Origin of the sequence: Enterobacteriaceae endosymbiont of Macroplea appendiculata (genome assembly GCF_012571605.1) — a bacterium.
Taxonomy (GTDB): Bacteria; Pseudomonadota; Gammaproteobacteria; order Enterobacterales; family Enterobacteriaceae.
In genome coordinates this window covers 416,197-430,486 of the sequence record NZ_CP046220.1, presented here as the reverse complement: position 1 = coordinate 430,486, position 14,290 = coordinate 416,197, and the positions used below count along the sequence as shown (strand labels likewise).

Below are 14,290 nucleotides of genomic sequence, written 5' to 3'. Positions count from 1 at the left end.
TTATCTATTTTTATTTTAATTATATAGAGTAATATATATTATATTTATTTATATACATAAATTATAATTTTTTTATGAAGAAAATAATTTTAGAAGGATAATGTTTGATATTTAATCATGTTTACGATATATAAATCGAATAAAATGAACACTTTATTTAAAATATTAGAATTACAACTTTTAAATTGTAATAAAACTAATATATTAAAATCAAAAAAGATATTGATTAATAATAAAAATAATATTACTGAATTCAAATTATATTTAATAAATAGTATAAAAATACATGCCAATATTAGTTATTCCACCATAGATATATTTATAATGGATATTATAAAAAAAACTCTTACTTTCTTAACCAGAGGTAATAATATTTTTTTAAATAAATATTCTATTATTTGGCCTATCATGTATTTAATACCAAAATTAATTCATTTACCAGAGTTTTTGTTTTTAAAAAAATATTTTCATAAAATGAAATATTTATATTCTAATTTGGATATTGCTATACATATTGCTAATATATTTGATCAATATCAAAAATATAAACCAGAATTATTAATTCTCTGGGAGCAACCAAATTATACTCATAATAATAAAAATGAAATTTGGCAATCTAAATTGTGGTACAGTATTACGCAATATTATATAAACACATTACAAACAAAGCTATGGCATTATGGAAATTTATATTATTTTTTAAAAACACAAAATACATGTAAATTAGATTTACTAGATACTAAAATATTTATTTTTGAAATATATAATATTCCTTATATTTATATAAAAATATTACAATTATTTGAAAAACAACTTGAAATACATTTATTTTGTTATCATCCATGCCAATATTATTGGAATTTCTTAAATGATAATAGTTTATTAAATAAATTTGGTAAATATGAATTATATATGCAACATATATACTTAGATATTTCTGCAAGAGATATTGATGCTTTTGTATCTATAGAGGATCATAATTTATTAACTACAATACAAAAAGATATTTTGTATGTTACTGATAATACAGCATGTAAAAAAAAAATACAGAAAATAGATACTTCTATACAGATTTTTTCTTGTGAAAGTATTCAAACTGAAATAACGTTGTTATATCAGAATATTATGAATATTTTGAATAAACATAATAATTATTTACTTCATGATATTATGGTTATATCTCCTAAGTTAGAATTATATGCACCATTAATTCAAGATTTATTTTGTGAAAAAAATATGCCTATTAATATTAAAACTCCATTTAATTTTCTAAATATAAATATCATTAGCATATTTTTATATTTATTACAATTAATGCATCAAAATGTTACTCCTAATAAAATATATTTATTATTAAATAATAAATATATTTTAAATAAATTAGATATTAAAGATACAGAAATAGAATATTTATATTACTGGATTCAAAATATGGATATTAGATATGATATAAACTTATGTAATATTAAAAATTTTGATTTATTAAAAAATCAATATACTTGGACTTTAGCATTACAACGTTTATATGTTGGATATGTTTTAGGTAATACACAACAAATATGGAATAATATTCTTCCATATCCTGGTGTAGATAATATTACTGGTATTATATTAGGAAAATTTACAAAATTATTATTTCTTTTATATAAATGGAAAAAATTTTTACAAAAATCATATTTTTTAACAAAATGGATTAATATTTTACAAAAATTATATTTAGATTTTTTTCCGAAAAAAACTTTTTATAATATACAAATATATAAGTTTTTTAATAAAATCCAAAAATGTATACAATATGGTATATATGCTCAATATAAAAATAAAGTTGACATTTTTATGATTATAAATCTTATTAATTATATATTTAAAACACAAGATTATAAATCTTTTAGAATTAATAAAATTAATTTTTGTAATTTAAATAATTTTTTTATCAAACCAACTAAAATATATATTTTAATAGGTATGAATGAAGAATATTTCCCCCGTAAAACATATGATATTCAATTCAGCTTATTAAATAATTATTTAAAACAAAATAGTAATAAAAATATAGATCAATATATATTTTTAAAATTATTAACACTCACTAAACACAAATTATATATTAGTTACGTGTCACAACCTTTAGAACATCAAAATATCTCTAATACCATACAAACATTAATTACATATATACATAATAATTTTGTTTTACATAATAATATTATACATTATATATCATATAAAAAATTTAATATTACAAAGAATATTATACAGACAAATAAGTTAAATTTAAAATTTAAAATACTTGACATAAATAATATTAGTATTTGTAATTTCATTAATTTTTGGCGACATCCTCTAAAAGGTTTTTTTAATCAAAGATTAGGAATATATTTACAAAATATTAATGATAGAAAAGATTTTCAGATACAATCTTTTAATATTAATTATTTACAAAAATATATAATTAATAAAGATATATTTAACACATTTATTAATCATGGTAGTATTATGACATTATATAAATATTACTTAAATCATGGTTTATTGCCTTTTGGTAATTATAATAAAATATGGTGGTTAGAAACTGTACACAAAATATCTGTTATATATCATAAATATTATAATTATCAACAACATAATATTATAAGCAAAAAAGTTCATTTAAATTTTGATAATATAATATTATATGGTAAAATAAAATACTTATATAGTAATAATACATTACTAGAATTTCAACCAAAATATTTAGATATTAAATCTATTATGGCTTTTTGGATTAAGTATTTAATATTATGTGTGTGTGATAGTAATATACATAGTGCTAAAATTATAGGTTTTAAAGATACTCAATATAATTTTAGATATATACCTTATAATACTGCATTAAATTTATTAAATAAATATATTAAAGGATATATTATAGGAATAAATAATCCAATAATTTTACCTATGAGAAGTTCTTGGTCTTGGATAAATGTTTGTTATAATACCAATATTAATGGTATTGATTATAGTAGTATTATGCAAAAACAAGCTAAAAAAAAATTTTTTTATTATTGGGAAAAAAATTTTTTTAGTGAAAAAAATGATTTATATTTTCAAAAAATAAATTTTGATATACAACCAAAAAAATTTTTAGATATACAAAACATTATAATAACATGGTTATTAGATATATTATGTTTTAAAATACAATAAAATTATTTAATATAATTATGAAATTACCGATATTATTAACTCAAGAATTTAATCCATATAAAATACATTTACAAGGTCAATATTTAATCGAAGCATCTGCTGGAACAGGTAAAACATTTACAATTATCATTGTTTATTTAAGATTGTTATTAGGTTTATATAAACCAAAACTATATTCTATACCTTTAACTGTACAAAACATTTTAGTCGTAACTTTTACTGAAATAGCTGCTTGTGATTTATATAAAAAAATTGTTCATAGTATACAAATTTTATTACGTGCTTGCATTAATAGGTCAAGTAAGTATCAAATGATTAATATACTTTTATCAGAAATTAAAGATTTAATACAAGCTCAAAAAATTTTATTACAAGCAACTAAAAATATACATAAAGCATCTATTTATACAATTCATTCATTTTGTCAAAAAATTTTAAATTTTAAAAGTTATGATATTACACATAATGTAATTACTATTATGAATAATGAATTAGAATTATATTGGATTAATCAAGCTATTACACAATTTTGGAACGAACATATTCAGTCTTTACCCATGCATATTGTAAAAATATTTTTTCAAAAATTCCAAACACCAAAAAACTTATTACAATCTATATTACCATTTTTTTTTCATTATAAAAATTCAAATATTAAATTTAATATACATAATGTTAATTTTACTCAACAATTTCAAAAAAATATTAATTATATTAATATTATAAAAAAAACATGGCAATTATATTATAAAAATATATTACATATTATACATGATAGTGATATAAATAAATATTTATATAATAAACGTTCATTAATGAACTGGATTACAGAAATTAATATATGGACTATTACAAATACATTAGATAATAGTTACCCTATAAAATTAAAAAAATTTTCACAAAAAAACTTAATTTTACATAGTATTAAATATCCTCCGAAACATATTTTATTTACAAAAATAGATGTTTTTTTAAATAAAATAGTAAGTTTAAAACATTTAATTTTATTTCAAGTAGTAAAATATGTATATAATTTTCTCAAAATTAAAAAAACAAAAACAAAAAAAATTAGTTTTGATGATTTACTAAATATTTTGTTAAAACGTTTAAATAGTACTTTAGGCATATCAATTGCCCAAGATATTCAAAAACAATATCCTGTTGTTTTATTAGATGAATTTCAAGATACTAGTATAGAACAATATAATATTTTTCAAACAATTTATTTAAATAATATACATAATAGTTTAATAATTTATATTGGCGATCCTAAACAATCTATTTATGCATTTAGAAATGCTGATGTATTTACATATTTACGAGCTAAACAAAAAATCCAGTATTGTTATACATTACAATATAATTGGCGTTCATCAAGTACTATGACTAATAGTATTAATAATTTATTTATGAATAGATCTAATCCTTTTTTACTTAAAAACATACATTTTCAACCTCTTAAATATGCACAGGAAAAATATAATTATAATTTAATAATAAATGATAAGATACAACCAGGTATCACATTTTGGTTTGATTTACATGAATATAATAATATGTGTTTCAAACAAAAAATTGCATATATCTGTGCTGAAAATATCTATACAACTTTATTACATGATAATTATATTATTTTAAATAAAAAAAAAAGAAAAATTCATATAACTGATATTGTAATCATAGTACGTAATAAATATGAAGCATATATTATACAAAAGGAACTAATAAAATTTAATATATTATCTATATATTTATCTGAACAAAATAATATTTTTCAAAATATAGAAGCTAAAGAACTAGTTTTACTTTTAAAAGCTATTGCAGAACCATATGATATAAAATCTGTTATGCATATATTAAATCATTCCTTATTTACAACGTCATTACAAAATTTCGATGTGAATAATAAAAATAATTTTTTATTAAAAATTATGCGACAATTTTCTATATATAAAGAAATGTGGCAACAAAAAGGTATTTTATATATGTTAAAATATTTTTTTCTCAAGGAAAATATTTTAAAAAAAATTAATATTATTTGCTTATATAATGAACAACAAATTAAAAATATATTATTTATAGGGGAATATATACAAACAAAATTTAAAAAAACTACTCATATAAAAATTTTAATTCAATGGATAACAAAACAAATTATATATCCAAATTCTAAAAATATAGTATGTTTACCTAAACAATATGATGAAAATAATCATATAAGAATTATGACTATTCATCAATCTAAAGGTTTACAATTTAATATTGTATGGTTGCCTTTTATTGTTTGTAATTTTATTGATGTAATGAATTCTGAAGTTATTGTTTATCATGATCCTATTACTTATAAAAAAAACATTGATTTTCATAAAAATCAAGAAAATATTCAATATGCTTTACAAGAATCACTATCAGAAAATTTAAGATTATTGTATGTATCTATTACTAGATCTATTTTTACTTGTAATATTGGTTTAGCTAATATACAGTTTTATCAATATAATAAATATCATAAATATATAAAATATTTTAATTCTTTACAGTATTTATTAAAAAATAAAAATAATGATAAAAATATTTTATATAACAATATAAAACAATTAATCACTAATGATATTAAAATAGTTATCTTAAATTATAAGATGTTTATAGTTAATAAAATTAGTAAACCTCATATTTTAATATATCAATATGATGTTTTAGAACAAAAAAATAATTTAAATAAATTTAATACTATAAAGATCATGAATTTTACTAAAATAAAACAAATACAATATAAAAATAAAATTTATATAAAACCTATTGATACATTCTATTTTTTACAAACACAAAAAAAATATATTAAAAAAACACAACATAATTTTTTAGTAGGTAAAAAGATTGGTATATTTATGCATAAAATTTTAGAAAAAGTTACTATAAAATATAGTAATATTCATGATATTATTAAGAAAGAATTATTTAAAAATAATATTCACATTTCTTGGCATAAAATGTTAACTAATTGGATAAATAATATAATTAATACACCATTAGGACCCCAGAAAATTATATTAAAACAAATTGTAAAAGAACACAAACAAGTAGAATTTGAATTCTATTGTACAATAAAAAATAATATTTATGATATACAATTTAATGATATTATTAAAAAATATGATATTATTTCTTCAAATCTATCAACAATATGTTTTCCAGACTTTAAAGGATTTTTAAATGGTATACTGGATTTAGTATGTATATGGCAAGATAAATATTATATTATTGATTATAAAACTACCTGGTTAGGTTATAATATTAATTACTATAATTATAAAAATATAGAAACTGATATATGTAGGAATCGTTATGACATACAATATCAATTGTATACATTAGCTTTACACAAATATTTAAAAAATAACATGTATAACTATAATTATAGTAAACATTTTGGTGCTGTAATTTATTTATATCTACGAGGAATAAATAATAATATGAAAAATAAACATGGTATTTGGTTGCATAAACCATCAGTAGAACTCATCCAAAAATTAGATTTATTATTTAATTAAAATATTTTTATTTTGGTAAAATAAATGTATCGTTTCTTAAAATTATTAAATCAAAGTAAATTATTTCAAGAAATTGATTTACAATTTGCAAATATTTTAATAAGTCATACACAACCAGAATTAATGTTTGCTGTATCGTATTTAAGTAAATTTATACGAGATGGTCATATATGTTTACCAATATCACAATTAAACCCAAAAAAAATTTTTCATGATAATAAAACTTTATTAAATAAAATTAATAAATTTTTTTCTAACAATATTAATTGGGAAAAAAAATTATTATCATATACATATATTGTTAGTGATGGTAAAGGAATACAAATCACACCTTTCATCTTAGAAAATAAATGTTTTTATATGTATAGAATATGGAAATTAGAAAATAATATTATTAATCATTTTTTAAACAATAAATATTGTGTGCAATACATTACACAAATTAAAAATCATCTGAATAATATATTTTATGATATTGATAATATGCAGCAAAAAATAGCTATTATAACAGCTTTAATGCATAGAATTAGTATTATTACAGGTTCCCCGGGTACAGGTAAAACTACCATTATAGCAAAAATTATTTTGTCTTTTATAAAAATTAAAAAAAATATTATAATCAATGTTATTGCCTTTACAGGTAAAGCTGCTAATAGAATAACAGAATCATTAAATATGTTTTTTAGTTTATTACCCATATCAGTTATAACTCCAGAAGAAGCTAAACAAATACCACATAGTGCTACAACCATACATAATTTTTTTAAAATTAATATATATAAAAAAACCACTATATTTAATCAACAAAATCAATTAAATACACAATTATTAATTGTTGATGAAGCATCTATGATTGATTTACATTTAATGTCGATTATTTTAGATAGCCTACCTAAAAATAGTTCTTTAGTTTTGTTAGGAGATGAATATCAGTTGTCTCCAATAAATACTGGTTATTTATTACAGGATATATGTTATTTTAAAAAATTTAATATAACTAAAGCTTATAATCATTTTTTAACAACTATATTGATTACTATAAAGACTAGCAAAAATAATACAACATGTTATATTCGTAATTGTATTAATACATTAACAAAAAATTATCGTTATAAACATTCTTCAGGTATACACAAATTAGCTCTATCTATTAAAAAAAAACGTATAAAAGATATACAAGATATTTTTTTAACTAATAAATATCTTGACGTCCAATATATTAATATCAATAACATTGAAACATATAATAATATGATTCAAAATCATATTATATATTTTAAACAATATTTTTGTTATATTAAACACTATAATGACATACAAAATATTGATAATTATTTTCATAATTTAAAAAATTATCAGATTTTATGTGCTATTAAAAATAGTTTATTCGGAACTAGTATAATTAATAATAAATTAGATAATATATTTTCTAAACAAGAACATAGTTTATATTATATGAAATCAATGTGGTATCCAGGAAAACCTATCATCATTACTAAAAATAATCATTTATTAAATTTATTTAATGGTGATATAGGTATAACGATATGGAATAAAAAAAAAAAAAAACTTGAAATAATATTTCAATTACCATATCATAAATATAAATTTATTAATATTAATGAGTTACCTGAGCACGAAATATCTTATGCAATTACTATACACAAAGCACAAGGATCAGAATTTAATCATGTTGCATTAATTTTACCAAATAAATTTACTTCTATATTAAATAGAGAATTAATTTATACTGCTATAACTAGAGCTAAAAAAAAAATATATATTTTTAGTCCTTACAATATCTTTTTTCAAACATTGCAACAAAAGATAAAACGTTATTCTAATATTAGGAAAAAATTGTTATTGCATAGTATTAAAAATTTATAGTATTATTTTTTAAATTAAACGTTCTTTAATACGTGCTGCTTTCCCAGTTAGTTTACGTAAAAAATATAATTTTGCTTTTCTAACTAAACCTAGTTTTTTAATATGTATGGTATGAATCATATTAGAATATAAAGGAAAGACACGTTCTACACCAATTCCATGAGACATTTTACGTAATGTAAAAGAAGAATTGATATGTTTATTACTTTTTGCAATTACTATACCTTCAAATAACTGAATTCTTTTTTTATTTCCTTCAAGTACCCATAAATGTACTACTAATGTATCTCCTACTCTAAAAGCAGGTATATTTTTTTTATTATTGATATATTGTTGGTTTATTTCATTAATAATATTCATGTTTACCTCTTACTTAATATTAAAAAAATTTTTTTTAAAAATCTTTAAAAGATGTTTTTCTTTTTCATTTAATTTTTTTTTATTTAATAAATCAGGTCTTTTCAACCATGTATAACCTAAAGAATTTTGTAGCTTCCAATCATTTATTTTTTTATGATTACCTGATAATAATATATCTGGAACATGAGAATAATTTGTGATTATTGCTGGACGTGTATAATGAGGACAATCTAATAATCCATTATTATAAAAAGAATCTGTTTTATTAGATGCAATATTATTTAATACTCCTGGTATTAACCTAGATACAGCATCAATAACAATCATTGCAGGTAGTTCTCCGCCGCTTAAAATATAGTCACCAATAGAAATTTCTTCATCTATAAAATATTGTATTACACGTTCATCTATACCCTTATATCGTCCACAAATTAAAATAAAGTCATATTTTAATAAAGTCTTTATATATTTTATATTAATGTTTTTCCCTTGGGGAGACAAATAAATTACTTTTATGTTTTTACTTTTTGTTTTTTTTTTAATTTCTTTAATAGCTTTCATTAATGGTTCTGGTTTTAATATTATACCTCCTCCACCATATATTGGTGCATCTATTTTATATTTATTATTTACATAATCTCTAGGATTACAAAAATCTAATTGTAATAATTTTTTTTTTATTCCTTGTCTGGTAATACCATAATTTTTAATAGCATCAAACATTTTAGGAAATAAACTTATTATACCTATCCACATCATAATTGTAATATTTAAATAATTATTCACCAATGAACTATAATGATCTTTTTAAATAGATCTATTTTTTTAATTATTTGTTGCATAATAAAGGGAATATATATTTTTTTTTGATGATTATATTGTTTTACTTCTAATATATCATGTATACCAGTTGTAATAATATTAGTAACAACACCTAAATGTTTATTATCTACATTAGTAATTGTACATTTTATAATATCATACCAATAATATTCTTTTGGTTTTTTATATATAATAATATCTTTGTATTGAATCAGAATATTTTTATTAACTAAATTGAAAGATGTATTTTTGACAATATCATTAACAATGTTAATTCTAGTAATATAGAATTTTTTTTTATAAATATATTTATAAAATTTGATGTAATATTTTTTATTTAATTGATCTAAAATAAATATATTTTTATATAAAAAAATATTATCATGATTTTCTGTATAAGAAAATAATTTAATCCATCCTTTAATACCATAAAAAGATCCAAATTTACCTAAAATTATCATTTTATATTATATAAAAAATTATTTTAATTTTAATAAAAATTTTACTTTTTTAGAAAGTATGGCACCATGTGAAACCCAATATTTTATTCTTTTTGTATTTATTAATATATTATTTTGAATATTAAAAGGTTGATAAAAACCTATTTTTTCTATAAAACGACCATCTCTAGCTTTTTTACTGTTTGCAACAATAATTTTATAACAGGGTTTTTTTTTAACACCTTGTCGTGATAAACGGATTTTTAACATAATATTACTATACCTTATTTTTTATGTTTTCTATTTAAAAAGTTAGTCATATTGTTTAACATACTTTTTATTTTATTATTATTTTTAATTTTTTTAGTTAATATTTTTACTTGATAATATTGTTTAAGTATTGTATTAATGGTATTTAAAGCAACACCTGCTCCTAAAGATATTCTTTTTTTACGAGAAAAATTTAAAATGTCTATATTATTTTGTTCTAATTTAGTCATAGAATTAATAATATTTCTAAGATTATTTATTGTTTCTTGTTTAACATGAATAATATTCATAATCGGATTATTGATATATTGTTGTTGATTAATATTAAGTTTATGAAAAATATTCATAATATTATTGCTACCGAATTTTTTAATTTGTTCTAATTGTATTAAAAAGTCATATAAACTTAATGTTTTTTTTGTATTGAAATTTTTTATCAAATGTTGTTTTTTTATAGAATCTATTTTTTTTTGTATTTCATCAATATTAAGAAGTTCTTTACGCATACCTAATATTTTTCGTGCCATTGTTTCTGCATGAAAAATTTCTATTTGATTAATTTTTTCTCCATTACCTATAAATTTAATTGGTTTTTTAATTATATATTTTACTGATAATACTGCTCCGCCTCTTGCGTCACTATCTACTTTAGTTAAAAAAATTCCTGTAATAGGTATAATATTATTAAATGTTTTTGCGCTTATAATAGCATCTTGTCCTAACATAGAATCTACAATAAATAAATTTTCTATAGGTTTCAAAATATTATATATATTTTTTATCTCTTCCATCATAATATTATTAATATGTAATCTTCCAGCTGTATCTACAATTAATATATCGTATAAATAAATTTTAGCATGTTGTAAAACTGATTTACTGATTTGTATTATATCAGTATGCTGTTTTATTTGATAAAAATCAATTTTAATTTTTTCTGCTAAAATTTTTAATTGTTCTAAAGCTGCAGGTCTATAAATATCTAATGATGTTACTATAACTTTTTTATTATATTTTTTTTTCAAAAAATATGCTAGTTTTATTGTACTAGTTGTTTTCCCAGTTCCTTGTAATCCTGTAAACATGATAACAGCAGGTGGTTTTGTTGCAAAATTAATATTATTTTGTTCTGATCCTAATAGTTCTGTTAATCTTTCTTTAACTAATTTTAAAAATTCTTGTCCAGGAGTAAAACTATTATTAATTTTTTTTCCAATAATATGTTTTTTAATATCTTTTAAAAAATATTGTATTACTACTAAAGAAACATCAGCTTCTAATAAATTTTGATACATTTCATCTAATATATTTTTTATATTAGTTTCTGTTAATCGTCCATAATTTTTAATTTTAGAAAATGTTTTATATAATTTTTTACTTAAAAACTTAAACATTATAATTCCTATGATATATAAAAAATAACGTTATAAAAGAATAGATATCTTATATAAAAGTAAAAAGGTACTATTTATTTTTTATCTATTATGTTACAAAAACATATAACATCTAATAGATTATATTATGAATATACAATCTATTTATAAATAATACATTATATAGAAATTTTAAAAAAATAAAATGATAAATAATATTGAATTAGAAAATAAAATTAACAAAAAATTAAATTTTACAAATATACAAGATTATGCATGTAATGGGTTACAAGTAGAAGGAGTAAAACATATAAAGAACATTATTACTGGAGTAAGTATATGTAAAGATTTATTAAATATCGCTATTACATCACAAGTAGAAGCTATTATTGTTCATCATGGTATTTTTTGGAAAAATAATACTTTTATGATTAAAGGTATGCAAAAAAATAGATTATATGCGTTACTAAAAAATAATATTAATTTATATAGTTGGCATTTACCTTTAGATATTAATCCAAATATAAGTAATAATTTTTATTTATCTAAAATATTAGATATAAATATTATGGGTAATATTAATCCTTTTGTATTATACGGTTGTTTAACAAAACATATGAATATACATGATTTTATTCAAAAAATCACAAAAAAATTAAATCGTATTCCATTACATTTTAATTTTAATGCAAAAAAAAATATTAAAACTATAGCATGGTGTAGTGGTGCGGGCCAAAAATTTTTTGAAGAAGCTGCATATTTTGGTGTAGATGTTTTTCTTACAGGAGAAGTTTCGGAAATGAATTTACATATTGCAAAAGAATATGGTATACATTTTATCTCTGCAGGACATCATGCTACCGAAAAGGGAGGAATAATCATGTTAGGTCAATGGTTACAAAAAAAATATAAACTTAATATAAATTTTATTGATATAGATAATCCCATTTAATTATTAAAAATATTATTTTACTAAAATATGAAAGGAATTATTTTGAATAAAAAGTTAAATTTAATGTCATTAACATCTTTAGTAATAAGTTCTATGTTAGGTGCTGGTATTTTTAGTTTACCACAAAATATGGCTTATGTTGCTAGTCCAATAGCTTTAATAATAGGCTGGATAATTACTGGTATAGGTATACTATTTTTAGCAACATCCATGTTATTATTACATAAGTTAAAACCTCATTTACAGGGAGGAATTTTTTCTTATGCAAGAGATGGTTTTGGAGAATTAATAGGTTTTTGTTCTGCTTGGGGATATTGGTTATGTGCAGTTATCGCTAATGTTTCTTATTTAGTAATTGTTTTTGCATCTTTAAGTTTTTTTACTGATAATAATAAACATATAATTTTTGGTAATGGTAATACTTGGCAAGCACTATTAAGTTCATCAATTTTATTATGGTTAATACACATTTTATTATTACAGGGTACACAAACAGCTGCTGTTATTAATTTAATTACAACTATATGTAAACTGTTACCTTTAAGTATTTTTATGATTTTTGCAATTATATTATTTCGTTATAAGATATTTATTACAGATTTAATTGGTTTAGACTTAGCATTACCCATTATTACACAAATTAAAAATACTATGTTAATTACTTTATGGGTGTTTATTGGTGTTGAAGGTGCAATTATATTGTCTTCACGTGCAAAAAAACAAGAAGACATACAAAAAGCGACATTTCTAGCTATTATAATAGCTTTATGTATATATTTATTAACAACTGTATTATCTTTAGGCATATTGCCAAGATCAGCTTTATCACATATGAGAAATCCTTCCATGGCTGGATTAATGCAATTATTTATTGGTGATATAGGTTATATTTTCATTATATTAGGATTAATTATATCAGTATGCGGAGCTTATTTAAGTTGGACTATTATGGCTGCAGAAGTACCTTTAATAGCAGCACAACATAAAATGTTTCCTCCAATACTTGCTCAACAAAATAAAAAACAGATACCAATATATTCATTATGGCTTACAAATATCAGTATGCAAATATTTTTAATATTAATTTGGTTAACGCATATAGATTATAATTATTTACTAACATTAGCATCTGAGATGATATTAATACCATATTTTTTAGTAGGCGCATATTTATTTAAAATATCTTTAAAAGATAAGAATTTTAACATAAAAAATTTTTTTGTTGGGACAGGTTCTTGTTTTTATGGTTTATGGTTATTATATGCTTCTGGAATAACGCATTTATTATTATCATTAATCTTATATCTACCAGGATTATTATTAATAATAATAACTAAAATGTATAATAATAATATGCTTATATTTTCTAATAAAGAAAAAATATTATTTATAATATTATTCTTAGGGTCTATACTTTCTTTGATATATTTAGTTATATAAATACGAAAT

10 protein-coding genes are annotated in these 14,290 nt (G+C 19.6%); 5 read left to right on the top strand and 5 right to left on the bottom strand.

Annotated elements, in window-relative coordinates; genetic code table 11:
* The first annotated feature begins 117 nt into the window (after nt 1-117).
* From GJT86_RS02075 to recD, 3 genes are read left to right on the top strand one after another with little or no spacing between them, the layout of a single operon-like run.
* Nucleotides 118-3,186, top strand: a complete 3,069-nt coding sequence (locus GJT86_RS02075; RefSeq protein ID WP_281351408.1) for an exodeoxyribonuclease V subunit gamma — start codon at nt 118-120, stop codon at nt 3,184-3,186.
* 17 nt (nt 3,187-3,203) lie between these two features.
* On the top strand, nt 3,204-6,737 hold the full coding sequence (recB, locus tag GJT86_RS02070) for an exodeoxyribonuclease V subunit beta (protein ID WP_168920612.1): 3,534 nt from the start codon (nt 3,204-3,206) through the stop codon (nt 6,735-6,737).
* Nucleotides 6,738-6,761: 24 nt separating this feature from the next.
* The gene (gene recD / locus GJT86_RS02065; protein WP_168920611.1) at nt 6,762-8,624 is read left to right on the top strand and encodes an exodeoxyribonuclease V subunit alpha; all 1,863 of its coding nucleotides are present in this window, start codon (nt 6,762-6,764) and stop codon (nt 8,622-8,624) included.
* Nucleotides 8,625-8,633: 9 nt separating this feature from the next.
* Here the strand turns inward: recD and rplS are convergent, their stop codons facing one another.
* Genes rplS through GJT86_RS02040 form a run of 5 tightly spaced genes read right to left on the bottom strand, consistent with a single transcriptional unit; the run spans nt 8,634 to nt 11,910 of the window.
* Nucleotides 8,634-8,984, bottom strand: a complete 351-nt coding sequence (rplS, locus tag GJT86_RS02060; protein WP_168920610.1) for a 50S ribosomal protein L19 — start codon at nt 8,982-8,984, stop codon at nt 8,634-8,636.
* Nucleotides 8,985-8,993: 9 nt separating this feature from the next.
* Nucleotides 8,994-9,740: a tRNA (guanosine(37)-N1)-methyltransferase TrmD gene (trmD, locus tag GJT86_RS02055; RefSeq protein ID WP_168920669.1), complete on the bottom strand. Its 747-nt coding sequence runs from the start codon at nt 9,738-9,740 to the stop codon at nt 8,994-8,996.
* Between the two features lie 26 nt (nt 9,741-9,766).
* Nucleotides 9,767-10,267 (bottom strand): ribosome maturation factor RimM, encoded by a 501-nt coding sequence (rimM, locus tag GJT86_RS02050; protein WP_168920609.1) that lies wholly within the window; start codon nt 10,265-10,267, stop codon nt 9,767-9,769.
* Nucleotides 10,268-10,285: 18 nt separating this feature from the next.
* The gene (gene rpsP, locus GJT86_RS02045; protein ID WP_211080488.1) at nt 10,286-10,516 is read right to left on the bottom strand and encodes a 30S ribosomal protein S16; all 231 of its coding nucleotides are present in this window, start codon (nt 10,514-10,516) and stop codon (nt 10,286-10,288) included.
* A 14-nt stretch (nt 10,517-10,530) separates the two neighbouring features.
* Nucleotides 10,531-11,910: a signal recognition particle protein gene (locus tag GJT86_RS02040; protein WP_168920608.1), complete on the bottom strand. Its 1,380-nt coding sequence runs from the start codon at nt 11,908-11,910 to the stop codon at nt 10,531-10,533.
* A gap of 187 nt (nt 11,911-12,097) precedes the next feature.
* On the opposite strand from GJT86_RS02040, the gene GJT86_RS02035 reads away from it, so the two are divergent.
* Both GJT86_RS02035 and GJT86_RS02030 read left to right on the top strand, forming a co-directional pair.
* A complete protein-coding gene (locus tag GJT86_RS02035) occupies nt 12,098-12,841 on the top strand; it encodes a Nif3-like dinuclear metal center hexameric protein (RefSeq protein WP_168920667.1) in 744 nt (247 codons plus the stop codon).
* Between the two features lie 42 nt (nt 12,842-12,883).
* Nucleotides 12,884-14,281 carry a basic amino acid/polyamine antiporter gene (locus GJT86_RS02030; protein ID WP_168920607.1) on the top strand — a complete coding sequence of 466 codons (1,398 nt, stop codon included), beginning with the start codon at nt 12,884-12,886 and terminating at the stop codon, nt 14,279-14,281.
* The last annotated feature ends 9 nt before the right edge of the window (nt 14,282-14,290 follow it).

Coding starts and splice junctions, on each gene's coding strand:
- GJT86_RS02040 (WP_168920608.1), bottom strand. CDS start 11,910: ATGTTTAAGTTTTTAAGTAAAAAATTATATAAAACATTTTCTAAAATT.
- rimM (WP_168920609.1), bottom strand. CDS start 10,267: ATGATAATTTTAGGTAAATTTGGATCTTTTTATGGTATTAAAGGATGG.
- recD (WP_168920611.1), top strand. CDS start 6,762: ATGTATCGTTTCTTAAAATTATTAAATCAAAGTAAATTATTTCAAGAA.
- GJT86_RS02075 (WP_281351408.1), top strand. CDS start 118: ATGTTTACGATATATAAATCGAATAAAATGAACACTTTATTTAAAATA.
- recB (WP_168920612.1), top strand. CDS start 3,204: ATGAAATTACCGATATTATTAACTCAAGAATTTAATCCATATAAAATA.
- trmD (WP_168920669.1), bottom strand. CDS start 9,740: ATGTGGATAGGTATAATAAGTTTATTTCCTAAAATGTTTGATGCTATT.
- rplS (WP_168920610.1), bottom strand. CDS start 8,984: ATGAATATTATTAATGAAATAAACCAACAATATATCAATAATAAAAAA.
- rpsP (WP_211080488.1), bottom strand. CDS start 10,516: ATGTTAAAAATCCGTTTATCACGACAAGGTGTTAAAAAAAAACCCTGT.